Below are 23,680 nucleotides of genomic sequence, written 5' to 3'. Positions count from 1 at the left end.
CACAGTTTGATACACTGGATGAACAACCAGTAATTGGAGTGTGCTTTGGTCAGACGTGCAGCCAGCCACCGCCTCGATTTCGATGCGGCAGCAATCTATCAATATCCCGAACATTTACGTCAGTGGCTGGAAGGTTTACCCAATCAGCCCGGCGTATATACCTTTCACGGTGAAAGCGAAAATCTGCCGCTGTATATCGGCAAAAGCGTCAACCTGCGCAGTCGGGTGATGGCGCATTTCCGTACGCCGGATGAAGCCAAAATGCTGCGTCAGGCAAGACGTGTCACCTGGATCCCCACGGCAGGCGATGTCGGCGCGCAGTTGCTCGAAGCGCAGATGATCAAAACCCAGCAGCCGTTGTTCAATAAGCGCCTGCGCAAGAATCGTCAGCTCTGTTCGCTGCAGTTGGGTGAGGGTCCACCGCAGGTGGTGTATGCGAAGGATCTTGATTTCTCGCGCTCGCCCAATCTTTACGGCCTGTTTCGCAGTCGTTTCGCCGCGCTGGAGAAACTTAAAGCCATCGCCGATGAGCAACGCTTGTGTCATGGCTTGTTAGGATTGGAATCACTACGTCCAGGACGCGGCTGTTTTCGTGCCGCCCTAAAGCGCTGCGCCGGTGCGTGTTGTGGCAAAGAGTCGGTTGCTGAGCATCAGCAGCGTTTGCATGCGGCATTAGAGCAGATGCGCATCATGTGCTGGCCGTGGCAAGGCCCGGTTGGCATGGTTGAAAGTGGAACAGACATCACCCAAATCCATGTTATCGACCATTGGTTTTGGCTGGGATCGGTGAGTAACGAAGCCGAAGCCCGCCAGCTGCAGCGCGCCTCACACGGTTTTGATCATGATGGCTATAAAATCCTCTGTCGCCCGCTGCTCTCGGGCGTGTTCCCGCTGATCGAGCTATAAAAAAACCGCCAATGTTGCCCAAAGCTTCTCACGCTATGGACAACGTCGGCGGTCTCTATTCAATTAACCCATAACTTATTCAGCATCAGCTGGCGGTGGCGGAGTTTTGCCATCATGCGGGCCTTTCTCGGTCAAACGCTTTTCAAAGTTGGCGTTGTACTGTTTCTTCTGCTCAGGAGTCAGTACGTTATAAATCTTGTTCTGGGTTTCCATCATCTGCAGCGCACGATCTTTCGCATTGGCAGTCATTTTCTCGGCCTGCGCTTCGGCTTTCGCACGATCAAACGTATCGGAAGCGATAATGGCATGGTCAGCACGACGCTCTTCCAGCGACGGGCGTTTCATCTCTTTGTGACCATCACGCAGGATGGTTTTGATCTGCGCTTTCTGCGCATCGGTCAGGTTCAAACCTTTAAACATCATCTCCATGCCATGATGACGCATTGGCGGTTTGTGCATCGGTTTTTCGCTGCCTGCTGGCGGCGGAGTCAGGTTGTCTGCTGCTGCATGGACGATATTTGCAGCACCAAGAGCCATTGCGGTAGCCAGGAACACAGAAGTTAATTTACGCATAATATTGTCCTTACTTATCAGTTTAATGACGACAGCCTGTGTCGCGTCTTCGGAAACAAGCATACGACGCTGAACGTCAACTACTCAGAGGCTGAGTAAAGCCCTGAAAGCATAAAAGACAGAGATTGGGCAATCATGGAGAGAAAGAGAAGAAATGCGTGAGGAATTGAAAAAGTTTATGACAATCAAGGGAAAAACGCAGGAATTAAGGAGGAGTGTAATGGTCTTGTCGATTTTCAGAAAGGGAAATATCGGGCTTTAATCTCGTTGCTCGCCAACGGCGCATCTAAACGCATCTCCTCCGTGGCAGGGCCGCCATACAGGGCGAAGTGCTGATCAGTCAGGGATGTAAACGCACAGGTCGTCGCGGCGCAGTACATTGCGCCGCGACGACCTGTGCGATGATTTTCTGCTGAGCTTAACTGATCGGCATTACGCCATCGTATGCAACTGCATCACAACGCCAGCGCCTGCGTCTGTTCATTCTCTTCCACCAGCATCAGCCCGGCGCGCAATCCTGGCGCAACATTGGGGTTGGGAAATAGCACGTACTCGCGCGCCTGCTGCACGTAGTAGCGTCTGTCACCCTCTTCCGCCAGCAGTGTACCCTGCGGGAAAGCGGTAAAGTTTAGCGTCTCCGATCCCATGTGTAATACAAACTTGTCACCGTGGCGGGTAAGCTGCTGCGCTACGCGATAATGACGCGGTTGTTCATGCACTTCTGGCAACGCATCGCCATACAGTAACGCCGCCAGCGCCCGGTGCACGCCGCTAAACTGACTCAGATCGTTCTCACCAAATGGCAAAGCCTTGCCGAGTTCCAGCGTGCAGCTCGCCGCATCATGGTGTTCGCAGCTGTAATGGGTGAAAGTGCCGCCCGGTGAACGATGGAACACCAGCGCTTCCATTTCTGCTGCCGCCAGCCAGTGCATAAAGTCTTCGGGCCACGGATTAGGATTCAGCGGCATCACACCAAAGCGCGCATGATACGAACCGCGAATGGCGGTATGTAGATCGAGGTGCCAGCGCACTTCGTGATCGAGACAGGTGCGCCAGAAACTCTCCAACTCTTGCTCCAGCTGCAATGCACGCTGCGCTTCTGGCACATCGGCCACTTGCTGCCAGCGTCCGCCAAACAGGCGGTTAATATCATGTTGCTGGTAGCGCTTGCCGCTACGCAACGCAGCCGGATTGCCCAAAATCACCAACAAGCGCACTGCCAGCGGCTTCTCGCCCTTCAACAGCGGCGTCAGTAACAGATTGAGCATTTCAACCGGCGCGGTTTCATTACCGTGAATGCCCGCAGAAAGCACCAGCGCCTGCTGCGTTGGCGTATGCGGCGTGAGGGACATCAGTCCCTCATTATGCCATTGCCAACTGAGATGGTCGTTGCTGCCCTCTCTTTGCTGTGGCGGCTCACCAGACAACGTCTGCTGTAAAAAATCCTGCATGTTCACTCCTTTTTAACGTCTTGGGGCGAACCTCTCGCCCGGCGTTAACGCTGAAACGCGTAGACACTGCCTAAGTCTAGCAGCTTCGTCAGCTCATCCAGCGCGGTGCGCCCTTCCCGCAGCAGTTGCGGATCGGCTAAATCCGCCTGGGTTAAGCGATCGCGATAATGGCGATCGACCCAATCGTTGAGCGTGGCAAACAGACGATCGTTCATCAGCACCGCCGGATTCAACGCCTGCCGTTCGGTTTCGGTTAACACCACACGCAGGCGCAAACAGGCCGGTCCACCGCCGTTAAACATACTTTCCCGCAGGTCGAACACTTTCAGTTCACGAATCGGCCCGCCGCTCTCCACCAGCTCGCAGAGATAACGCCACACGCCCGCATGCTGGCGCGACTCTTCCGGCAGCACCAACAGCATGCCGCCGTCCGCACGTTGCAGCAGTTGGCTGTTGAACAGATAGGTGTTCACCGCATCCGTCACCGACACGTTATCGCGCGGCACTTCAATGGGCTGGAAACCGCTCACCCGCGCGGCGAGGTCGCTCAGCAATTGCGGTTGATTAACAAACGCATCCTGATGGCAGAACAGCACCTGCTGATTGCTTACGGCAATCACATCATTATGAAACACACCCTGATCGATGACTGCCGGATTTTGCTGGGCAAACAGCGTGCGCTGCGCGTTAAGCTGATGTAAACGCGCCACCGCTTCACTGGCTTCCCGCGTTTGGCGCGCCGGATAACGTGCCGGTGTCGCGCCCTGCTGCTGGCCATCGCGGCCATAGATAAACAGCTGCACGCCCGCATCGCCATAATCACTGCCGAAGCGGTTGTGATTGGCCGCGCCCTCATCACCGAACTGCGCCACCTGCGGCAGCGCATCGTGCACGCTGAAGTGCTGCGGATTGCGGAAAATCGCGCGCAGCAGGTCGGCGGTTTCCGGCGCCTCAATGGCGCGATGGAATTTGTTATTTAAATTGGCAACGGTGAAATGCACGCGACCATCGGCGCTATCTGCCGACGGAGATACCGTGGCCGCATTGGCCACCCACATCGCCGAGGCTGAACTGGCCGCCGACAGCAGCTGTGGCGCGCTCTTCGCCGCCTGTGCCAGAACCTGCTCATCGCTACCGCTAAAACCGAGCTGGCGCAGCAACGGCAGATTGGGACGCTCATGCGGCGGAATGACACCCTGCACGTAGCCCATATCCGCCAGCGCTTTCATCTTCAGTAAGCCCTGCTTTGCCGCCAAACGCGGGTTAGAGGGCTGCAGCTGATTGCGCGTTGAGGCTTCATTACCAAACGATAATCCAGCGTAGTGATGCGTCAGGCCGACCAGCCCATCAAAGTTAGCTTCAAACGCTTTCATTATTTCGCTCCCTGCGGTGAGAAATCGAGGCCCGGCGATAAGCTGCCCGGCAGCGCCATCGCCGGGCTCTCAAGCGATGCCATTGGCCACGCGCAGTAATCGGCGGCGTACCATGCGCTGGCACGATGGTTACCTGAAGCACCAATGCCACCAAATGGCGCGGTACTGGCTGCACCGGTCAACGGTTTGTTCCAGTTGACAATACCGGCGCGCGCTTCCAACAACAGCAGATCAAACTGCGCGCGCTGCGGCGAAATCAATCCACATGACAGCCCATAACGGGTGTTGTTGGCGATAGCAATCGCCTGCTCGAAGCTGTCGTAACGAATCACTTGCAGCAGCGGACCAAATACCTCTTCATCTGCTAAATCATTCACTTCGGTGACATCAATGATGCCCGGCGTGATGATGGCACTGTCGCGATCCGGCCAGTGCATACCGAGCAACACCTTTCCGCCCTTATCCACCTGCTGCTGCCATGCGGCAAAAATATGTCCCGCCGCAACGGGGGAAATCACGCTGCCCATAAACGGCTGCGGCTCGGCATTCCACGCGCCGGGCTGTAAGCGTGCGCTAACGTCAACCAATCGCTGCAGGAAGGCATCGCCCGCCGCGCCGCGCTTCACCAGCAGACGACGCGCGCAGGTGCAGCGCTGTCCAGCGGTAATAAAGGCCGACTGAACGGCGATGTGCACCGCGCCATCCAGATCCGCGGGATCTTCAACAATCAGCGCGTTGTTGCCACCCATCTCCAGCGCCAGCATTTTTTCAGGTTGTCCGGCAAACTGGCGATGCAGGTGATAGCCGGTGGCGGCACTGCCGGTGAACAGCAGGCCATCAATTTGCGGCTCATTGGCCAGCGCCTGGCCGGTTTCACGACCGCCCTGCACCAGCGCCATCACGCCTGCAGGTAAACCCGCTTGCTGCCACAGCTCAACGGTTTTCTCCGCCGTCAGCGGCGTCAGTTCACTCGGCTTAAACACCACGCAGTTACCGGCCAGCAAAGCCGGCACGATATGCCCGTTTGGCAGATGACCGGGGAAATTATACGGACCAAATACCGCCAGCACGCCGTGTGGACGATGGCGCAACGAGCTCTCGCCGTCGGTCTGTTCGCCGGTGCGGCTGTGATAGGCCTTAATCGAAATGGCGATTTTATTGATCATCGCCTGCACTTCAGTCAGCGTTTCCCAGCGCGGCTTGCCAGTTTCCTGGGCGATAGTTTCCGCCAGCGCGGTTTTATGCTTTTCAAGCAAACGGGCAAAGCCTTCTACCAGCGCCTGGCGTTCCGCAAAAGGTTTTCTCGCCCACAGCGGAAACGCCGCGCGAGCCGCTTCGCAGGCTTCGGCCACTTGCGCGCCCGAAGCCGCTTTACCCTGCCACAGCGTTTCGCCGGTGACCGGATTGTGTTTATTTAAGGCGTCAGCGCCGCCGGTCACCCATTGACCATTAATAAAATGCGTCATGCTTTTTTCTCCTCGCGACACAGCGTAACCACACGCAGCTCATCGCCAATGTTGCAGTGCAGCGCCGCGCGCTGGGTCTCATTAAGACGTATCGTGCCGGATGCCATATCCACCGGCAGCAGCGCCACGCGAAAATGCTGATAATCGCCGTTAGCCACCAGACACAGCGGCCAATTGTCATCGGCGTCACCGCTTTCCGCAGTCAGCAGACGGCTCTTACGAATGGCGCGAATGCGATCGATTTCGCACTCCAGCGTCGGACCGCCGTCAAAGATGTCGACATAGTTGAGATAGCGGAAGCCCTCTGCCTCCAGTACCGCACGCGCGGGCGCAGTCTTCGGATGGACTTCGCCAATCACTTTTTGCGCCGCTTCAGACAGGTAATGAATGTAGAGCGGATGTTTTGGCATCAGCTCCGCGATAAAGGCTTTTTGCCCGGTACCGCTGAGAAAATCGGCTTTGCTGAACTCCATGGAGAAGAAGCGACTGCCAACGCTGTCCCAGAATGGCGAATGACCGTTGTCGTCGCTGACGCCACGCATCTCCGCCACCACGTGTTGCATAAAGCGGTCGCGAAAGTTGGCCATAAACAGAAAGCGCGATTTCGATAACAGATGGCCGTTTTTGCCATCGCGGTAATCGGGATCGAGGAACAGCGTACAGAGTTCGCTGCTGCCGGTGTGATCGTTGCTCAGCGACAGCGTCGGTAAGCTGGCATAGACATTCAGTTCTTTCGAGGCGTGCACCTGCGTGCCGACGCGGAAATTGTACCAGGGATCCTGCAAACCCACCGCCGCTTCAATGGCGCAAATGCCGACGGCTCGATTGTCTTCACTGTCGGCCAGCACAAACACATAGCCTTGTTCAGCGGGCGGCAGCGCACCTTGCCAGGTCAGCAGCGAACGCTCAATACGGGCTTTGAGCGTATCGCTATCCGCAGGCAGCGAAGTTAAGCCGCCTCCGGTTTTGCCCGCCAGCGACAACAACTGCGCAAGATCGTCACGTTCGACGGGGCGAATCACCATCATGATGTGGCTCCTTTGAGCACGCGTTCACAGGCACGTTCGAAGCGCGCTAGCCCTTCTTTGACTTCGCGCTCGCTAATATTAAGCGCCGGCGCAAAACGCACCACGTTAGCGCCAGCAATCAGCACCATCACGCCCTCTTCAGCCGCAGTAAGGTTGAACTGTTTGGCTTTGCCGGCGAAATCATCGTTCAGCACCGCGCCAATCAGCAGCCCTAGCCCGCGCACTTCTTTGAACACCGGCAGACGTCGGTTCAGTTCTTCCAGTGCGTTAACAAACCATTGATGACGCTCGGCCACGCCCGCCATAAACGCCGGTTGGTTAATTAACTCCATCACTTTGCCGGCCACGGCGCCCGCCAACGGGTTGCCGCCGTAAGTGGTGCCGTGCGTGCCGACACCCATCACCTGCGCCAAATCTTCGCGCGTCAGCATGGCGCCAATCGGGAAGCCGCCGCCCAACGCCTTGGCGGTGGTCAACACATCCGGCGTTACGCCGTAATGCATGTAGGCATACAGCGAGCCGGTACGACCCACGCCGCTCTGTACTTCGTCAAAAATCAGCACTGCATGGTGTTTATCGCAAAGCTCACGCAGCCCGCGCAGGAATGCGGGATCGGCTGGCAGCACGCCGCCTTCACCCTGAATCGGCTCAACGATAACCGCGCACGTTTGGTCATTAATCAGCGCCGCCGCAGAGGCCAGATCGTTGAAATGAGCGTGCTCCACCGCCGGCGGCAGCGGCGCAAAATCACGTGAATAGGCGGGTTGTCCACCCGCCGTCACGGTAAACAGCGTGCGACCGTGGAATGCATTATTAAAAGCAACGATGCCATTTTTCTCCGCACCAAAACGATCGTGCGCGGTTTTACGAGCCAGCTTTAATGCCGCCTCGTTTGCTTCAGCACCGGAGTTACAGAAGAACACACGATCGGCAAAGGTGGCATCAATCAGCTGTTTGGCGAGGCGCAGGATCGGTTCATTGGTATAGCCGTTGCCGGTATGCCACAGTTTGCCCGCCTGCTCGGTCAGCGCCTGTTGCAACGCGGGATGCGCATGACCCAATGCGTTAACGGCTATGCCACCGGCGAAATCGATATAATCTTTACCTTGCTGATCCCAGAGCGTTGACCCTTCAGCACGAACCGGAACAAAAGCAGCGGGTGCATAAACTGGCATCATCCATTGATCGAAATGTTGACGTGAAACCTGCAGTGACATAGCCCATTCTCCTGCTCCACACCCGGTGAAGCTTTTGTTTTAAAATTGTTAATAATGTTAAGTGACAGCTCTACTGTATATTGCAGTTAGCGTGCCAGCTAGCTGCAAAATTGCATAAACGGCTTACCACTACGAAATATCAATAACTTAACAACTCTTACTATTCACTTTAATTGCATAAAAAGTGAATACAAGTCTGATGGGGGTTGAATGGCAGCCATTTATTTAGCGGATTTATGCATCGGCAAAATGAAATATCGCTTTTGTGATCGCACAGGAAATATTTCGCCAAATTGAAGCGATAAACGCCCCTTTTTGGGGCGTCACGTGCTTGATTGGTGCAGAAAAGCATTAGCGCGGTGCAGATAAGGCCATCAGCTAATTAAATGGCTTTTAACATTTCAATTGCCGGATTGAATATTATTTAGCCAATCCATTCTTAAATGAACGCTAAATAACATATTGTGACCAAGGTTATTATCAGAACAGAAATAAAAAGACACAAACACATGAATACGTTAATTACCCTGCTAATGATTAGCGGGATTCAGATATCTTCTATTGAACAATAATGCATAGGCTTGTGCTATTTCACGAACAAGCTACTGATGTTATTTACGCATCTTTAAATTTAAAATAATTCATACAAATCATAATGTTAACTATTAAACTAATCATCTCCCCTCTCATTTTATGGATAAGTTTAATCAATAAAGAATTCCACATAATGGAATTTAAGATTAAAAATCACACAAAAAGTTAACCAGAAATATTTAGTTACATATATTGCACTGTCGATCTTGAACCTTTTGTGTCATTTTCTTTTCACCCCGAAAATGGGGACAAAATTAAAAAATATTACAGGGTAAAAATTAAATGATGAAGCGCTCCTTACTGGCAGCAGTAATGCCTTTACTGCTGGGACTTTCTTCGGCTCAGGCCGCCGAAATCTATAACAAAGATGGCAACAAACTGGATCTGACTGGCAAAATTAACGTCTCGCATCTGTTTTCTGATGACGATGCATCAAATGGCGATAAGTCGTCTTATACCCGTCTGGGTTTTAAGGGCGAAACCAAGATCAACGACCAGCTGACCGGCTACGGTCAATGGCAATATCAGTACAGCCTGAGCAATTCTGAAGGCGCTGATGCGCAGTCAGGTAACAAAACCCGCCTGGGCTTTGCCGGTCTGAAATTTGGTCAGTTTGGCTCTGTCGATTATGGCCGTAACTATGGCCTGATTTATGACGTACTGGGCTACACCGATATGCTGCCCTTCTTCGGCGGTGATCAAGGTTACTCTGATGGCTTCCTGTCCAGTCGTTCTGGTGGCGTGCTGACCTGGCGTAACAAAGATTTCTTCGGTCTGGTAAAAGGCTGGAACGTTGCGGCACAGTATGAAGGCAAAAACGATCGTAGCGATCCGAGCATTGCTGTGCGTCGTTCGAATGGTGATGGCTTCGCCCTCTCCACCTCATACGATTTCGATTTCGGTCTGAGCCTGGTCGGCGCTTACGCCAGCCTGGATCGCACCAATGCGCAGAACCAGGCCTTACGTGGCGAAGGCGAGAAAGCACAGCACTGGACTGCGGGCGTGAAATACGATGCTAACCAGATTTACCTGGCCACTATGTATGGCGAAACGCTGAATGCCACGCCAATCAGCGGCGGCTTTGCCAACAAAGCTGTGAACTTTGAAGCGGTTGCGCAGTATCAGTTCCTGAACGGTCTGCGTCCTTCCGTCGGCTACGTGCAATCGAAAGGTAAAGAGATTGAAGGTATTGGTGATGTCGATCTCACAAAATACGTTGCGGTAGGCGGGACTTACTACTTCAACAAAAACATGTCTGTGTATGCGGAATACAAAATCAACCTGCTGAAAGACGACAATGCGTTGAACATCTCATCTGATGATGTCTCTGCGGTAGGTTTGGTGTACCAGTTCTAAATGGCCGTTCCCTCATTGCATATCCGGCTGTGTCGGCTGGATATGAGCAAAGGGCAGCGTAAGCTGCCCTTTTTATATTCTGCACACACCGATTACGGCGCCAGCAAATCAAATCGATTGTTATCGCCTTGTTCCAATGAGAAAGGCGGTTGCAACTCCAGCACGATCTCATTCGAGGTGACACGATTCTGTTTGCTGTCTTCTAACACTACTGACAAGCGATAACTATTACGTGCGCCTGGCGAACTATCCCATGCGGGCAGAATCACACTCCAGCCCTGCGGATCGCTGGGATTGGCACCTGGCGTCAGGCTCAGCGCCTGCGTATCGCCCTCCCACATCACTTTAGCGATCGGATTGGTACTGCGGATCTGCAGTTTCAGCGGCAAACTTTCTCCGCCATTCAACTGCCACGGCGGTGTGGCGAGAAACACCGACAGCGTTTTACGTTGGCGATATTCCAGCACCGGCGTATTACTGCGCGTAACGTTATCGTAGCGACTGCCACGCAGTGAATGCGCGGCCGCGACGTTATCCGGACTCAACTGCTGGCTGAGCGCCACGCCAAAGCGATAGTTAAGGCGCAAGCCAAGTTGATCCTGGCTCTCACCGCTATCACTGGTTTTATGGCTGGCTGATAAGGTCACCAGCGGCACCGGCGTATACGTGACGCCAAAGGTCAACGCAGCCGGATTGTGGTAGCGATTACCGGAGCTAAACAGATCGACGTTATCGCCAAGATATTGCTGCCAACTCACCGACGCGCCGAGTTGACGATACTGCGGCAGATAACCTTGCGTGGTGAAATCGTAGCCGCGCGCCATACGCTGCTGCTGGAAAGGATTGCGATCCTGCCAGCCTGATAGCGGCGTGTAATAATTGGCGGAGAAACGCAGATAATCGCCCCACGCTTCCGTACCAAGCGAAGCGCGTTGCTGGCCGCTGCTGAACATGCGATCGACAAAGCCGTTATAACCCAGCAGCCATTTGCCCGCCACCCAGCGTTGTCCAAGGCCAACATTGCCCACCAGCCCGTCATCGGTTTGATGAAAACCGACCTGACTGAAGGTCAGATAGCGGTAGTTATCCGCCCACGGTGTCAGTAGCGAAGCACCGCTGCCGGTAAAGTTACCCTCGATATCCACGTTAAAGTCGATCTGCGCATTGCCATAGGGCGACAGCAGCGACTGACCTTCATTTTCCAGTCGATTTCCTACTTCATCGCGGAAATGATTGAAAGCCCACAGACCGGCCTGCTGACCTAATGGATTGTCAGCCGTGCTGTTCTGGCTGGCTTCACCGATGCTTTTCGCAATCGTTGCCAGCTTTTTGTTGAACGCTTCCGTTTCATCCTGATAACCCAAAGCGGGCAGCTGATCGGCCATTTTCTGGAAACGTGTGGGATCGCTAAACGGGGCATCTGCGAGTTTAGTATCAGAAATCAATGCTAGCGCGGGCGCGGATGCGGCAAGTGCTGCAATACCAGAGAGATAACGCACGCTTTTGAGTGATAACAAAGTAAATAACATAGCTAAAAGAGAGTTCGACCCGGTTCAGAATTAGAGATGGCTCACAAAACTGCATAAGTCTACCCTAGCATATTCTGATGCAAGTGCCGGAAATGTCTGGATTCGATTAAGACAATACCGAGTCGAACGTGGTTTTGTAGGGTGCGCATTCATGCGCACCTGGAGGAAACATCAGGAGAAGATTAACCCGCCATCCACATTAATGGTCTGGCCGGTGATGTAACGCGCATCTTCAGAGGCGAGAAACGCCACCAAGCCGGCAACATCTTCAGGCTGCCCTGCACGCTTCAGCGGTATATTTTCTACCCACTCCGCCATCAGCTCCCCTTTGCCATATTGCTTTTTATCACTGCTGAGGATCTCGCCCCACACACGATCGTTGTAGTCCCACATTTCACTCTCAATGATGCCGGGACAAAACGCGTTCACCGTGATATGCCACGGCGCCAGCTCCAGCGCCAGGCTCTGAGTAATACCAATCACGCCCATCTTGCTGGCGGCATAATGCGGCGTATAAATGAAGCCCTGACGTCCCTGACCAGACGAGGTGTTGATCAGGCTGCCGCTGCCCTGCTTAACCATATACTTTGCCGCTTCACGACAACACAGCCACACGCCGGTGGTATTCACCGCCAGAATCTTCTCGAAGTCGCTTTTCGGCATCGAATCGAAGCGATCGATGGTGATGACACCGGCATTTTGAATCGATACATCAATGCTGCCAAAGCGTTCAGCCGCCTGCTGATAAAGCTGCTGCACTTCGATCTCATTGGTTACATCTACCTGTAACGCCAGAATCTCACTGCCAAACTGCTGTTCGAGAACCTGCGCGGTGCTGAAGACGCGATCGGCATTCGACACCATCACCAATCGTGCCCCATCGCGGGCAAAGCGTGCGGCAATACCCGCGCCAATTCCGCGGCATGCGCCCGTAATCACCACCGTCTTTCCACTAAAATCGCGTGTCATAGTGCCTCCTGTTATCCATGTGTCGCTTCAGGCATGGCGGCCGATTGCTGCTTTTTTTCATGTCTGCGCAGCAGCACCACCTTACTTTGTAATTTTTGCTGGAACTGGTCGATCACCACGGCGGTGACAATCACTAACCCTTTAATGACCATTTGCCAGAAATCGCTGACGCCCATCATCACCATGCCATCGGCGAGGAACACGATGACAAAGGCCCCGATAATCGATCCCGATACCCGACCACGTCCGCCAGCCAATGCCGTACCGCCCAGCACCGTGGCGCCGATGGCGTCCATCTCGAACATGTTGCCGGTCATCGGATGCGCAGTTTGTAGCTGCGACGCCACAATCAATCCCACCAGCGCGGCACACAAACCGGAAAAGGCATAAACAAAGACTTTGACTTTGATGATGGGCACACCTGCCAGGCGCGCCGCCGATTCGTTGCCACCGGTGGCGTAGATGTAGCGGCCGAGCGGTGTTTTACGTGTCAGATACAAACCCAGCAGCAGGAAGCCGAGCATCATCCATATCGGGATAAACACGCCCAGCACCGACCCCGAACCCAGCAAAGCAAAGCCGGTGTTGCCGAGCGCCGGTGTGCCGACGAGGTTGGCGTAAGTGCTGCCGTCGTTAAACAGCAGCGCAGCGCCACGTGCGACGTACATCATGCCGAGCGTACAGATAAAGGGCGCCACGCCGAGTCGCGTCACCACGGTGCCATTAATCAGTCCCAGCGCAATGCCGAACAGCGCCACCACCAGAATCACTTCGGGCACGTTGAAAAACAGGACATTGCCGCCCCACAGCGGCACGCCATTGGTGAGCAGCGCGCCCGCCACCATGCCGCAAATGCCCGCCACAGCGCCCACCGAGAGATCGATGCCACCGGTGAGAATCACCAGCGTCATGCCGATCGCCAGCAACCCGGTGATCGCCACATGCTGCGTCATAATCAGCAGGTTGGAGGTCGTGAGAAAGTTAGGCACCATAAAGCTGAAGAAGCTCACCACAATGAATAGGGCAATAAAGGTGCGCGCCTTAAGCAGGTACATATAGAACAGGTATTTTTGATTCATCGTCTTACTCTCCAGCGGGCTCAATCATGCGGCGTTGAGGCGCTAATCAGGGCTTCGCGCGTGACCACCGCGCGCGGTAAGTCGGCGGTGATGCGACCATCCGCCATCACCAGAATGCGATCAGCCAGCGCCATTACTTCATCCAGCTCGGACGAGGAAAACATCACCGCCAATCCTTGCTGCGCCAGGTTGCCAATCAGGTGATAAACGTCAGTTTTTGCCCCCACATCGATGCCGCGCGTCGGCTCATCCAACAGCACCACTTGCGGCCCGGTCATCAGTGCTTTGCCAAGCACCACTTTTTGCTGATTACCCCCGCTTAAGGACGTAATTGGCAGCTCGGGATCGCTGACTTTGATGGCGAGATGACCAATCATTTCATCGACGCGGCGCTGCTCTTTATGCGGATTGAGCATGCGCCAGCAGCGACGAAAGCCACGCAGACTGAGATCGCTGAGCGTCATGTTGGCGGTGATTGACATGAGCTGCACCACGCCTTCGGTTTGACGATCTTCCGGCACCAGCGCGATGCCTTTTTTCAATCGCTGCTGGAAGCTGCGTTTCTCCAGCGCTTCGCCGTTGAGACTGACGCTGCCCGACTGACAATGCATCATGCCAATCAGCCCTTTGAACAGCTCCGTGCGGCCCGCGCCGAGCAAACCGTAAATGCCAATCACCTCGCCTTTACGCAGCGAGAAAGAGACATCATTGAGCTTGTAGCCGCCGTTTTGATGCAGAGCGGTAAGCCCGTTCACGCTGAGTATCGTTTCGCCTTGCGTTGCCGGTTGATAATCGAAGTGCTTTTTCTTATCACCCACCATCTGCTCAATGATCCACGGGATCGAGGCGTCGCGAACGTCACGCTCGCTGATGAAACGTCCATCGCGGAAGATGGTGATGTGATCACCAATCTCCATCAGCTCTTCCAGGCGATGCGAGATATAGATGATGGTGACGCCGCGCCGTTTTAGCTGGTCGATAACGTTGAACAGCACCTTCACTTCTGACTGACTCAATGCGCTGGTCGGTTCATCCATGATCAGCACGCGCGTGTCCTTAGATAACGCACGTGCAATCTCCACCAGCTGCTGATGGCCGATACCGAGTTCAGCCAGCGGCGCATAGGGATCAACATCCAGTTCCAGCCGCTCCAGCAGCGCTTTGGCGAGTGAGTATTGATACTTCTCGTTGATCACGCCGCGCTGGAAAAACTCATTGGCCATAAAAATGTTGTCCATCACGTTCATGTTGGGAAACAGGTTCAGCTCCTGGAAAATAATGCTGATGCCCTGTTTTTCCGCCTGATGCGTGGAGCTCAGCGCCACCGCCTCACCATCCAGCAGAATTTCGCCGGAGGAGGGGATCTCGACGCCAGCCAGCATTTTCATCATGGTGGATTTGCCCGCGCCGTTTTCGCCAATCAGCACGTTGACCTTGTTGCGATAGACGCGGTAATTGACCTGATCCAGGGCGGTAACGCCGGGATAAATACGTGACACATTGCGGGTTTCGATAATCACATCCAGCGGCCCGTCGGGCGGGATTTGCGACATAGCCCTCTCCTTATTGCCGGGTGATTTGCGCCGGTGTGATATCGGGCGCCTGCTGCGGAATGTCCCAACTGCTGAACACGCCAGCAATCGCCACTTTGTCGCCCACTTTCGGCTTAAATGCCTGCATCATGTCGGATGCCTGCTGATTGATGGTGCGACCGAAATCGCCAAACATCACCTGATCATTGAAGTCCTGATAGCTGACGCCTTTGTAAACATCACGTAATGCAGTACCGCGAATAATTGGCCCGGTTTGCACCGTTACGCTGGCACCCGAGACATCTTTCAGCGTCATCTTGCCGCTGCGCGAGGTGGTATTCACTGCCGTTACCTCGCCATTCAGGCTGACGCTGAATACGCAGGGATTCTCTTCCTGACTGCGATAGCCGTAGGTTTTACAAGCGCTATCAAAATCCGTGGCCGACTGGAGCGACTTCATCAGTTCTGCCAGCGGTTTCGCGTCATGGGCAATTTGCGGTACCAGCTTTTGCTGCCACATCTGCGTGATATTGCCCATGTTGGCATTGGGCGGATTTTTCAGGTCGGCCAGCTCCTGCTGCGACACAATGCGGCAACCGCTAAGGATCACGACAGGTAGCAGTAACCAGAGTCGTCTGTGCATCACATTCTCCTGGGCGCCCGGTGACCGGGCGCACCGCGTTGATTACGACTTGAAGTTAAAGTCCTGCACGCCTTTGGCGTTGTCTGGCGTAATAAGAATGCCGCGGAACATGACGCGCTGCTTCTCAGGCTTGGTGCCTTTCTGAATAAAGTTGTCGAGGTCGGTTACGCCCTGCGCGGCGATGGCTTGCGCCTGCAGCATTACCGTGGCTTTCAGGTCGCCTTTCTCCACCGCATCACGTTCATCATTGCTGCCGTCAATGCCCACCACGATGACATCGCTACGGCCCGCCGCTTTCAGCGCCGCAATCGCGCCCAGCGCCACCGGTCCGTTACCGCAAATCACCCCTTTCACATCCGGATGTGCCTGCAGGATGCTGTCCATAATGCGTTTGCCGTCAATCAGCGTGCCTTTCGCATCCTGACGCGCGACACTTTTCATGTCTGAATATTGGTCGAGAACCTGGTGGAAGGATTTGGAACGCGTGACGCAGTTGTTGTCGGCAAGGTTACAGGTGAGTTCAGCGTAGCTGCCCTTTTCACCCATCTTCTCAACAAAGACGTTCGCCACGTCGGAACCGGCCTGGAAGTTGTTATGAGTGATTTGTGCCAGCGCCACGTCATCCACCGGAATTTCGCGGTTAATCAGCACCACAGGAATTCCGGCATCTTTGGCTTTTTTAATCGCCGCAACGCTGGCGGTGGAGTCGGCGTTATCCAGCACAATGCCCTGTACTTTTTTACCGATGGCGGCATCAATCAGTTCACTTTGCTTTTTCACATCTTCGCCATGCGACAGCACGCTGGTTTTATAGCCCAGCTCTTGCGCTTTGAGGTTGGCACCTTTGGCTTCAGAGGCGTAATACGGGTTATCCAGTGAGTTCACCAGGATCATGATGGTGCCCTTTTCGGCAGCGAAACTGGCTTGCGCGATCAGGCAACTGGCAATGGCAGTCAACAGCAGGGTAGGTTTTTTCATGGTGGTTTTCTCTTTGTTGTATTTGCAGGGTCAGCCGTTCTGGTGTTGGCGCGGCGTTACCAGATGGTAAAGCCACCGTCGATCATCAAATCTGCGCCGGTGATCATGTCGCTGCCGTTGCTGGCGAAGAACAGCACCGCAGCGGCGATTTCGTCGGTATAGGCAAAGCGTCCCAGTGGGATGAGTTTTTTCATCTGTTCGCCCTTCTCACCGCGCCAGGCTTTTTCACCCATTGGCGTCAGCACCACGGTGGGCGACAAGGTGTTGACGTTAATGCGATGCGGAGCAAACTCTTTGGCCATCACTTTGGTCATGCCGAGCAGGCCGGCTTTGGCAGAGGTGTAGGCAACGTGGTTGTCGATAGCGATGGATGCCGCCTGCGAGGCAATGTTGATGATTTTGCCGCCGTTACCGGCACGCACCATGCGTTTACCCGCCGCCTGCGAGCAGAGGAAAGGCCCAGTGAGATTGACGTCAATCTGCTTTTGCCACTCGGCAAAATCGGTTTCTAATACCGGCTGCAACATGACGTAGCCCGCGCAGTTCACCAGAATATCGATCTGGCCATAATGCTGTTCGACGTGATTGAATGCCGCGTCAACCGAGGAAGGATCGGTTACGTCACAGCACACCAGCAGCACGCGATCGGCCGCAAACTGATCCTGCACGCCAGCCACTTTGTCGCTTTCGAATGGCGGATAGAGCAGCGCCAGCCGCGCCCCTTTCTCCAGCAGCATGGCGTTACTGGCCATCGCAATCCCGCCTAGCCCGCCAGTGACCACCGCCACTTTCCCGGTTAAATCCTGCTCAATGTTCACGCCGTAGCGCAGGTTAACGTCATATTCCCCACTCATTCACTCACTCCTTTCATCATTACGCTACGACCAGGTTTACCGCTGGCAGGATTATCGTTATTACAAATATCATTTTCGAACAAAAATATAAGCTATCGATAAATAATGGTTTGTGGGGGAGATCAAATTTCATACAAATTGCAGCAATAAAAATTATCCCCATGATTTTATTGAATTTGAAAAAATGACGGCATGTGGCGCATGGATAGAGTGGCTAACGGCTTTCTGCGAAATCAATCGCATAGCTAATTATTATTTTCATTCGAAAATCATCATTTCTGGAAGCTGCCTCGCAAATGGCCAAAACGCAGAGTAAAATCAGCTCGGGTTTACTTTTTGGTGGAATCAGACCGTGATTGGAAAGAGGGAGCATTTCGATTGAAAAGCAAAACTGAGCAGTTGGCTGATATGCAGCAACGCCGTGAGAAGATTCTGGAGATGATCCGCGAAGACGGCACCGTCACGGTAAAAGCGTTAACAGATACCTTTGGCCTGACGGAAGCGACCATTCGTACCGATCTGCGCATGTTGCAGCAAGAGGGGCACGTGCAGCGTTATCACGGCGGCGCTACGCTGATGACCGGCAAGCGCAATACCGGCGCGATGCTGCTGGAGCGTCAGACGCATCTCGATGAAAAACAGGCGATTGGCCGACTTGCCGCACAGTATGTTGAAAATGGCGATACGGTGATTTTCGATTCCGGCACGACCACCACGGCGATTGCCGAAGCGATTAGCCATATACGCCGGTTGTCAGTGATCACGACCGCGGTGAATATTGCGCTGAAGCTGGGCGGTGAACCGGGCATCAATATTTTGCTGACCGGCGGCACCTTCAAGTTTCCTACGCTATCGACATCGGGAGAGAAAGCCGCCTCGTTTTTCGAAAACGTCCTGGCGGAGAAGTTGTTTCTTGCCACGGCGTGTATCTCACCGCGTTTGGGTTTGAGCTTTCCTAGCGAGACCGATATCAAGGTTAAACTGGCGATGATCAAATCCGCCAATACCGTCTATGTGGTGGCCGATTCCAGCAAGATTGATAAGGTTTCGATGTTCGCCTTGCCGTGCGACTGGAGCCATATTCACTATCTGATTACCGATAGCGGCATTACTTCGGCGCAGATCGCGGCGTTTGAGGCGTTGGGTGTACAGGTGCTGGTGGCGGAAGCGGAAGGGTTGAGAAAACGTGCGGCATCGTGATTTTACTGCACGCTTTGACCAGGTGGGCATGCATGCCCACCCTACAAAACGGCGTAGGGTCGGCATTTATGCCGACCGCTAGCCAAAACATTAAAACCCTAAGCTATCCAGCAGGTCATCAACCTGATCCTGGTTCGCGACCACGCCGGGTGCATTGGCATGGATCTGCGGACCATTCAGCAGGCTGGTCGCATCCTTACGGGCTGCGGCGTTGGCTTCTGGCATATTCTCCAACAGCACCATCAACAGCTGACGCTCGATCTCCTGGATCACATCCATCATGCGCTTGATCACCTGACCGGTAAGGTCCTGGAAATCCTGCGCCATCATGATTTCGAGCAACTGCTTGTTGGTGTACGACGTGTGTCCCGGAACGTCAGTCAGGAACTGGCGCGTATCCGAAACCAACTCGCGCGCATCTGTCAGTTCAATCGGATTTTCAAACCACGCATCCCAGCGGCCTTTCAGCTGGTTGGCGTTGGCTTCCATTTGGTCCTGGTGTGGCTGCGCTGCTTCAACGCAGTTCAACGCACGTTCAGCCGCTTGCGCCGTCATTTGCACAACATAATCCAGACGATCGCGCGCGTCAGGAATTGCTTCCGCCGCTTCTGCTATTGCCTGGTCTAACCCCAGCTCACGCAGACTGTCGCGCAACATGCGCGTCAGGGAGCCGATGCGGGTAATAATGTCGTGTGCCGAGGCTTCTTCGGTTGATTTCGGAAGGTCGCTCATCACATCTCCTTACATACCCAGTTTTTCGAATATTTTGCCTAACTTCTCTTCCAGCGTGGCCGCGGTGAACGGTTTCACCACGTAGCCGCTGGCGCCCGCTTGCGCTGCTGCGATGATGTTCTCTTTCTTCGCTTCCGCGGTGACCATCAGTACCGGCAGTTTATTCAGCGTGGCATCGGCACGAATGGTTTGCAGCAGTTCCAGACCGTCCATGTTCGGCATGTTCCAGTCTGAAACCACGAAATCAAAGCCGCCTGCACGCAGTTTAGTCAGGGCATCGACGCCGTCTTCTGCTTCTTCGACGTTATTGAATCCAAGCTCTTTCAGCAGGTTACGGACGATACGACGCATCGTATTGAAGTCATCCACCACCAAAAAGCGCATATTTTTATCAGCCATATCTACTCCCGTGTTGTCTCGTCCAGCAGGACGGGCTTGTTAAATTCGCAATGCCTGTCCGGCGCTAATTTTCGCCAGCATGTGCTGACTGATGTGGCCCAAATCGACCACTTCACTGGTGCCGCCCATCGCAATCGCTTCGCGCGGCATGCCAAATACCACGCAGCTGGCTTCATCCTGGGCGATGGTCCAGGCGCCGGCGCGATGCATTTCCAGCATCCCGGCCGCGCCATCGTTACCCATCCCGGTCAGGATCACGCCAACCGCATTTCGTCCTGCATGGACCGCCACCGAACGGAACAGCACATCAACCGATGGCTTGTGTCGGTTCACCGGCGGACCGTCATTCAGTTTCACCACATAGTTCGCGCCACTGCGCGCCAATTCCATGTGCATCGCGCCTGGCGCGATATAGGCATGGCCCGGTAAAATACGCTCGCCGTCTTCCGCTTCTTTCACGGTGATCTGGCACAGTTTGTTCAGTCGCTCGGCAAACGAGCGGGTAAAACCCGGCGGCATGTGTTGCGTAATCAGCAGCGCCGGGCTGGTCGCCGGCAGCGGCTGTAATACATGGCGAATCGCTTCGGTGCCGCCGGTGGATGAGCCGATGGCGATCAGCTTTTCACTGCTCAGCAGCGGCCCCGCTTTCAGCATCACCGGCATCGGTGCAGAGGCCCGCACATGCAGTTTGGCGCGCGCGGCGGCGCGAATTTTATCGGCAATCATCTGGCTGTAGGCCAGCATGCCTTCACGGATGCCAAGCTGTGGCTTGGTGACAAAATCCACCGCACCTAACTCCAGCGCGCGCAGCGTCACTTCCGATCCTTTACCGGTCAGCGAGGAAACCATCACCACCGGCATCGGACGCAGGCGCATCAGCTTCTCGAGGAAATCGAGGCCATCCATGCGCGGCATTTCCACATCCAGCGTCAACACCTGCGGGTTGTACTGTTTGATTAAATCCCGCGCCACCAGGGGATCTGGCGCACTCGCGACCATCTCCATATCGGGATGGCTGTTGATGATTTCCGTCATCAACTGACGCATTAGCGCAGAGTCATCCACGCACATCACGGTGATTTTGCTCATCGTCTTTCCTTGCTCAGTCCATAGACTGTCTGTCCACGCAGCCAGAACTCTTTACTGATCTGACTAAAGTTCTCTGAATGCCCGGCAAACAGCAGACCGCCGGGTTTCAGCAGGGGCACGAAACGGCGCAGAATCTGTTCCTGCGTCTCTTTATCGAAATAGATCATCACGTTGCGACAGAAGATCGCGTCGAACGGACCCGGCAACGCCCAGTCGTTGGCCAGTAAATTCAGTTGCGAATAGTTCACCATGTTGGCGAGGTCGGAACGCACGCGCACCATGCCTTCGTGCGGGCCAGTGCCACGCAGGAAAAAGCGCTGCAGCTGCGACTGCGATAACGTGCGCAGCTCTTCCTGGCGATAGACGCCCGCCACGGCTTTTTCTAACACCTGCGTATCAATATCGCTGGCGTGTACCTGGAATTTACCCGGACCGGTGCCCAGCGTTTCTGCCAATGTCATGGCGATGGAGTACGGCTCTTCGCCGGTTGAGGCGGCGGTGCTCCACACGCTGTAATTCCCCGTGCGCTTACGCGCATGATCCGCGAGGATCGGGAAGTGATGCGCCTCGCGGAAGAAAGAGGTCAGGTTGGTGGTCAGCGCGTTGATAAACGCCTGCCACTCAGCACTGTTTTGGTCGTGTTCCAGCAACGCCAGATAACGACCAAAGTCATCGATATTCAGCGTGCGCAGACGACGCACTAAACGGTTGTAAACCATCTCGCGCTTGTGGTCGGCCAGCACAATGCCCGCGCGCTGATAAATCAGCTGGCTAATACGACGAAAATGAGTATCTGAGAGCGGTAAGCGCTGCACCATTTGCGAGAGCAGCGATGTCGCTTCACTTTGATCCAATAACGTCGATTTCTTCATTTCAGGTCACCCGGCAACAAACTGTTTAAATTGTGATACTGCGGTTGCTACTGTGCTGCCAGTCGCGCCATTCTCATGGGCCGCCTTGCGGCGGCCACAAGGATTAAAAGGTTTCCCAGTTATCGTCAGTGCTACGTGCGCCTGCAGGTGCCAACGTTTTTGGCGCACCAGAACGCAAATTTTTTGCCGCTGTAGATACGTTAACGGCCTGAACGACAAATTCTTTACCTATATTGAACACCGCAACCGACTGTTTCAGTCGGCTTGCCTGATCTTCCAGCGCGGCCGCCGCGGTAGCAGACTCTTCTACCAGGGCTGCGTTCTGCTGCGTCACGCGATCCATCTCGTTCACCGCCAGGCCAACCTGATCGATACCACGGCTCTGCTCGTCCGACGCCGAGGCGATTTCGCCCATGATGTCGGTGACGCGCGTGACCGCATTCACGATGTTGGTCATGGTTTCCCCGGCGCTCTCCACCAGCACGGAACCGGTGTTGACGCGGCTGACCGAATCTTCGATCAATCCTTTAATCTCTTTCGCCGCCTGTGCGCTGCGCTGTGCCAGACTGCGCACCTCACCCGCTACCACGGCAAAACCCCGTCCCTGCTCACCGGCGCGCGCAGCTTCCACTGCGGCGTTCAGTGCGAGGATATTGGTCTGGAAGGCGATGCCATCGATCACGCTGATGATGTCAGCGATTTTCTTCGAGCTGCCGGTGATCTCTTTCATGGTGGTGACCACGCCATCCACCACTTTGCCGCCCTGCTGCGCGGTTTCAGAGGCGGTGAGCGCCAGTTGCGATGCCTGACGGGCATTTTCAGCGTTCTGCTTCACCGTAGCGGTCAACTGCTCCATGCTGGCAGCGGTCTCTTCCAGCGAAGCCGCTTGCTGCTCGGTACGCGAGGAGAGATCGTTGTTGCCCATGGCGATTTCGCTGGCCCCGGTGTAGATCGCATCGGAACCGTCACGCACGATACGCACCGTCCGCGCCAGTTCGTGCTGCATCTCTTGTACTGAGGTCAGCAGTTCGCCCATCTCATTGCGCACACTGATTTCCACCTGCTGCGTCAAATCGCCACGTGCAATGTGACGAATGTGCTCGATGCTCTGCTTCAGCGGACGAATCAGCACCGTGCGCATGCCGCTCCACACCAGCGCAATCACCAGCAAGGTCACCAGCAGCGTGCCTACCACCAGCATGATGGAACGGGTGTAGGCCGCTTCATTTGCCTCAATGCCTTTGTTCGCCAGCACGATGTTGTAACCCATCCAGGCGTTGTAATCCTTGGCAAATTTGTCCTGGAATCCTTGCGTCGGCTGATCAACAAACCCTTTAAAATTTCCGCTACCGAGGAAATCGATCAACTCACCCAGTGCACCCCGATAGGCGTTGTAGTTAGCCTGCAGCGTCAGCACGTTCTCTGCCTTTTTGCCCTTTTCAGACAGGTTGGCGTTAAATTCGGCAAAACCCTCATCAGCGTGCTTCAACTCCTCGCTCGCCAGCGCCACCAGATCTTTCACGGTTGCGCCTGAGCCAGCCTGCTGACTGTCCAGCAGGTATCGGATGCCCGCACGGTTCAGCGTATTACGCGCCTGAACCAGCGATACCCATGAGGTGCCCATTGCCCGCTGCAGCGTGCTCAGACGCTGGTTATAGGCAAAATTATCTTTATCGGCTTTTACCGTGGAGTAGAACACCCCACCGGAAAACAGCTGCAGTAAGGCAAAGAGCGCCAGCACGCACAGCAGGCCGGATACAACACGAATACGACTTAACATAAACACCTCATTGGTTGGCGGATCGCTCCTGTTATCGGCTTTCCTGAGGGGATCTTTATG

The 23,680-nt window shown here is 54.7% G+C and carries 21 protein-coding genes; 3 read left to right on the top strand and 18 right to left on the bottom strand.

The features are described from left to right. The first annotated feature begins 45 nt into the window (after positions 1–45). Positions 46–906 carry an excinuclease Cho gene (gene cho / locus ACRQ84_RS04150; RefSeq protein ID WP_483817249.1) on the top strand — a complete coding sequence of 287 codons (861 nt, stop codon included), beginning with the start codon at positions 46–48 and terminating at the stop codon, positions 904–906. A 75-nt stretch (positions 907–981) separates the two neighbouring features. Here the strand turns inward: cho and spy are convergent, their stop codons facing one another. From spy to ACRQ84_RS04120, 6 genes are all read right to left on the bottom strand, one after another. After that, positions 982–1,479: an ATP-independent periplasmic protein-refolding chaperone Spy gene (spy, locus tag ACRQ84_RS04145; protein ID WP_064741010.1), complete on the bottom strand. Its 498-nt coding sequence runs from the start codon at positions 1,477–1,479 to the stop codon at positions 982–984. A gap of 455 nt (positions 1,480–1,934) precedes the next feature. Then, positions 1,935–2,930 carry a succinylglutamate desuccinylase gene (gene astE, locus ACRQ84_RS04140; RefSeq protein ID WP_483817248.1) on the bottom strand — a complete coding sequence of 332 codons (996 nt, stop codon included), beginning with the start codon at positions 2,928–2,930 and terminating at the stop codon, positions 1,935–1,937. A gap of 44 nt (positions 2,931–2,974) precedes the next feature. Beyond that, positions 2,975–4,303: an N-succinylarginine dihydrolase gene (gene astB, locus ACRQ84_RS04135; RefSeq protein ID WP_483817247.1), complete on the bottom strand. Its 1,329-nt coding sequence runs from the start codon at positions 4,301–4,303 to the stop codon at positions 2,975–2,977. Beyond that, the gene (astD, locus tag ACRQ84_RS04130) at positions 4,303–5,769 is read right to left on the bottom strand and encodes a succinylglutamate-semialdehyde dehydrogenase (RefSeq protein ID WP_483817246.1); all 1,467 of its coding nucleotides are present in this window, start codon (positions 5,767–5,769) and stop codon (positions 4,303–4,305) included. Before astD ends, astB begins: the two co-directional genes overlap by 1 nt. Continuing rightward, on the bottom strand, positions 5,766–6,797 hold the full coding sequence (astA, locus tag ACRQ84_RS04125) for an arginine N-succinyltransferase (protein ID WP_483817245.1): 1,032 nt from the start codon (positions 6,795–6,797) through the stop codon (positions 5,766–5,768). Before astA ends, astD begins: the two co-directional genes overlap by 4 nt. After that, positions 6,794–8,014, bottom strand: coding sequence for an aspartate aminotransferase family protein (locus ACRQ84_RS04120; protein WP_483817244.1), 1,221 nt, complete (start codon positions 8,012–8,014; stop codon positions 6,794–6,796). The genes astA and ACRQ84_RS04120 overlap by 4 nt, the downstream gene beginning before the upstream one ends. An 876-nt stretch (positions 8,015–8,890) precedes the next feature. On the opposite strand from ACRQ84_RS04120, the gene ACRQ84_RS04115 reads away from it, so the two are divergent. Then, complete coding sequence (locus tag ACRQ84_RS04115; RefSeq protein ID WP_483817243.1) at positions 8,891–9,964, top strand: porin; 1,074 nt, start codon at positions 8,891–8,893, stop codon at positions 9,962–9,964. A 92-nt stretch (positions 9,965–10,056) separates the two neighbouring features. Here ACRQ84_RS04115 and ACRQ84_RS04110 read toward each other — a convergent pair whose 3' ends face one another. The 7 genes from ACRQ84_RS04110 to ACRQ84_RS04080 all read right to left on the bottom strand — a co-directional run bounded on the left by ACRQ84_RS04110 (position 10,057) and on the right by ACRQ84_RS04080 (position 17,548). Next, complete coding sequence (locus ACRQ84_RS04110; protein WP_483817242.1) at positions 10,057–11,493, bottom strand: YchO/YchP family invasin; 1,437 nt, start codon at positions 11,491–11,493, stop codon at positions 10,057–10,059. Between the two features lie 171 nt (positions 11,494–11,664). Then, the gene (locus ACRQ84_RS04105; RefSeq protein ID WP_483817241.1) at positions 11,665–12,462 is read right to left on the bottom strand and encodes an SDR family oxidoreductase; all 798 of its coding nucleotides are present in this window, start codon (positions 12,460–12,462) and stop codon (positions 11,665–11,667) included. 11 nt (positions 12,463–12,473) lie between these two features. Further along, positions 12,474–13,541 (bottom strand): ABC transporter permease, encoded by a 1,068-nt coding sequence (locus ACRQ84_RS04100; protein WP_483817240.1) that lies wholly within the window; start codon positions 13,539–13,541, stop codon positions 12,474–12,476. 20 nt (positions 13,542–13,561) lie between these two features. Further along, positions 13,562–15,094 carry a sugar ABC transporter ATP-binding protein gene (locus tag ACRQ84_RS04095; RefSeq protein ID WP_483817239.1) on the bottom strand — a complete coding sequence of 511 codons (1,533 nt, stop codon included), beginning with the start codon at positions 15,092–15,094 and terminating at the stop codon, positions 13,562–13,564. 10 nt (positions 15,095–15,104) lie between these two features. Beyond that, positions 15,105–15,716, bottom strand: coding sequence for a DUF2291 family protein (locus tag ACRQ84_RS04090; RefSeq protein WP_483817238.1), 612 nt, complete (start codon positions 15,714–15,716; stop codon positions 15,105–15,107). 42 nt (positions 15,717–15,758) lie between these two features. Beyond that, on the bottom strand, positions 15,759–16,694 hold the full coding sequence (locus ACRQ84_RS04085; RefSeq protein ID WP_064740998.1) for a D-ribose ABC transporter substrate-binding protein: 936 nt from the start codon (positions 16,692–16,694) through the stop codon (positions 15,759–15,761). Positions 16,695–16,750: 56 nt separating this feature from the next. Further along, positions 16,751–17,548: a GolD/DthD family dehydrogenase gene (locus tag ACRQ84_RS04080; RefSeq protein WP_064740997.1), complete on the bottom strand. Its 798-nt coding sequence runs from the start codon at positions 17,546–17,548 to the stop codon at positions 16,751–16,753. A gap of 378 nt (positions 17,549–17,926) precedes the next feature. Between ACRQ84_RS04080 and ACRQ84_RS04075 the strand changes: the two genes are divergently transcribed. Next, the gene (locus ACRQ84_RS04075; protein ID WP_483817237.1) at positions 17,927–18,748 is read left to right on the top strand and encodes a DeoR/GlpR family DNA-binding transcription regulator; all 822 of its coding nucleotides are present in this window, start codon (positions 17,927–17,929) and stop codon (positions 18,746–18,748) included. 90 nt (positions 18,749–18,838) lie between these two features. On the opposite strand, the gene cheZ is transcribed toward ACRQ84_RS04075, so the two are convergent. From cheZ to ACRQ84_RS04050, 5 genes are all read right to left on the bottom strand, one after another. Then, positions 18,839–19,480 (bottom strand): protein phosphatase CheZ, encoded by a 642-nt coding sequence (gene cheZ, locus ACRQ84_RS04070; RefSeq protein WP_007892566.1) that lies wholly within the window; start codon positions 19,478–19,480, stop codon positions 18,839–18,841. A gap of 9 nt (positions 19,481–19,489) precedes the next feature. Further along, on the bottom strand, positions 19,490–19,879 hold the full coding sequence (gene cheY / locus ACRQ84_RS04065; RefSeq protein ID WP_008102871.1) for a chemotaxis response regulator CheY: 390 nt from the start codon (positions 19,877–19,879) through the stop codon (positions 19,490–19,492). 39 nt (positions 19,880–19,918) lie between these two features. Continuing rightward, the gene (locus ACRQ84_RS04060; protein WP_064740995.1) at positions 19,919–20,968 is read right to left on the bottom strand and encodes a protein-glutamate methylesterase/protein-glutamine glutaminase; all 1,050 of its coding nucleotides are present in this window, start codon (positions 20,966–20,968) and stop codon (positions 19,919–19,921) included. Next, positions 20,965–21,840 (bottom strand): protein-glutamate O-methyltransferase CheR, encoded by an 876-nt coding sequence (cheR, locus tag ACRQ84_RS04055; RefSeq protein WP_064740994.1) that lies wholly within the window; start codon positions 21,838–21,840, stop codon positions 20,965–20,967. The genes ACRQ84_RS04060 and cheR overlap by 4 nt, the downstream gene beginning before the upstream one ends. Before the next feature lie 103 nt (positions 21,841–21,943). Further along, positions 21,944–23,620: a methyl-accepting chemotaxis protein gene (locus ACRQ84_RS04050; RefSeq protein WP_483817236.1), complete on the bottom strand. Its 1,677-nt coding sequence runs from the start codon at positions 23,618–23,620 to the stop codon at positions 21,944–21,946. Positions 23,621–23,680: the final 60 nt, after the last annotated feature.

Source organism: Pantoea sp. E2023-21 (assembly GCF_051302795.1).
In the GTDB taxonomy this organism is placed as follows: Bacteria; Pseudomonadota; Gammaproteobacteria; order Enterobacterales; family Enterobacteriaceae; genus Pantoea; species Pantoea ludwigii_A.
The sequence above is the reverse complement of the archived record's forward strand: the minus strand, read 5'-3'. Positions and strand labels throughout refer to the sequence as shown.